A 1,900-nucleotide genomic window follows, 5' to 3' on the forward strand; every position below is an offset into this window, starting at 1 on the left:
GCCGGAAATTTCAGCAGATATCTTTGTGGTCCTATGGGTAAAATAACCAATGGATTGATCAAAATCTGCTTTGCAGAGGGAACTTTAGTTTCGGTAGAGAACGGTAACAAAAAGATTGAAGACATCAAAGAAGGGGATCTCGTATGGAGCTACAATGAGGAAACAGGCAAAAAAGAACTGAAAAAAGTAGTAGCGTTATCCCGTAATACTTCTTCTTCATTAGTGAAAATTACTGTAAATGGTACCGAAATTACCTGCACCCCGGAACACCCGTTCTACGTAAACGGAAACTGGATAGAAGCCAAAGACCTTACCAAAGGAATGCTTCTAACAACCTTAGACGGAACAAATTCTCCTGTAGAATCTATTAATTTCTTGGATGAAATGGTAAAAGTCTATAACTTTGAAGTTGAAGATAACCATAATTATTATGTTTCAGAGAAAGGAATTTTAGTGCATAATACCTGTTGGACAGAAAGACTTGCTAGATTTATGGAATATGCAGGAAATATTGAAGCTAAATCTCTCACTTCACAGGAAGCAACAATTAAACATTTAGAAAATGTATTTAAGATGTTAGATAAAACTAGAACAGATGAGCGGATTTTAAAATTAGTTGGAGAAACCAATGTAGTTGTTAAAGATGGTATTAAAACAATATATCAAGCTGGTAGTGCAACTGGAGGTAATTACACTAAAGTTTTCCCAAATGGAGGCTTTCAGATATTTAAAGATCACATGGTAATAATTAATAAATTGAAGTGATGGATATAGAAAATTTAAAGATGACACTATTTAATTTATATTGCAGTACTGGCATTAGTCCTTTTTTTGACTCTCTTTCTTTTGACAATGGGAAAATAACAGCAAAAAATAGGAATGTATGTATTGAGGGAAATGAAGAAGAAATAATTGTTTTTTTTGATGAAAATTTATATTTATACCCCAAAAAACTACAATACTTGACAAAGGATAATACATATAAAACTTTTCAAACAATTAATTTTGCACTTGAATATTTTCAATATATTGTTAGAGCAACTAATGATATGAGATTTGAGTTATATCATTATTTTTTATATGAATTACAAAAAGTTGGAATTACAAATGATTCGTGGAATTTTCATTATACAAATAATGAAAATATGGAGAATATGATAATTAATCTTGGTATTTTTAATTTAAGAAAATTTAATAAAAAATTATTTTTTAATATTGAAATATTATTTTTTAAAGAAAATGTATGTAAATTGAGTTTTATTCCTGAAAAACCATTATGGAACGAAGGGAAAATATGTCCACAAAGAGATGTTGATAAAATTATAGAATATATACTAAATCTTAAAGTTGATAATTATGAAGATATTCCATTAATAGAATCATAAATAAAAAAGAGTAGCCACAGCTACTCTTTTTACAGTTTTATAGAAATCGTTATATTCACTACTATTAGATCATTTAGGAAATACAAGGGTAAGTTTTTCCAAAAACAGCGAAGGCGTTCTTGAAACCAAAGATACCAATAATTTTTATCCTTTTGGGTTAAACCATATTGGGGGATCTAATGCTTCTGCTTTCGGAAGTTTGTATTCTTATAAGTATAACGGTAAGGAGCTGCAAGAGACCGGAATGTACGATTTTGGAGCGAGAATGTATATGCCGGATCTGGGAAGATGGGGTGTTGTAGATGCCTTGGCAGAACAGATGAGAAGATATTCGCCATATAATTATGCGTTTAATAATCCAATCAACTATATAGATCCTGATGGAAATAGTCCGAGGGATACCTATGGAGAACATTCTGCCTTTAATGGAGATTTTGATCCAAACTCTACGTTATCGAGTTATAATGGAATGGGAAGTTCAAGTGCTCATGGAATGTATTTCGCTCAGGATGCTG

Annotated in this window: 3 protein-coding genes; all 3 read left to right on the forward strand. The window is 31.1% G+C overall.

The features are described from left to right. The coding region (locus tag ABEG63_RS21475; RefSeq protein ID WP_346587476.1) for a Hint domain-containing protein at positions 1–765 on the forward strand (765 nt) is incomplete at its 5' end. Next, complete coding sequence (locus tag ABEG63_RS21480) at positions 765–1,385, forward strand: hypothetical protein (RefSeq protein ID WP_346587478.1); 621 nt, start codon at positions 765–767, stop codon at positions 1,383–1,385. The genes ABEG63_RS21475 and ABEG63_RS21480, both read left to right, overlap by 1 nt. Positions 1,386–1,584: 199 nt before the next feature. Continuing rightward, positions 1,585–1,900, forward strand: a 316-nt coding sequence (locus tag ABEG63_RS21485) for an RHS repeat-associated core domain-containing protein (protein WP_346587479.1), incomplete at its 3' end; no start/stop codon positions are given.

The organism is Chryseobacterium sp. C39-AII1 (genome assembly GCF_039672645.1).
Lineage (GTDB): Bacteria > Bacteroidota > Bacteroidia > Flavobacteriales > Weeksellaceae > Chryseobacterium.

Bases quoted from the DNA above. Each gene is read 5' to 3' on its own strand.
- ABEG63_RS21480 (WP_346587478.1), top strand. From the start codon at position 765: ATGGATATAGAAAATTTAAAGATGACACTATTTAATTTATATTGCAGT.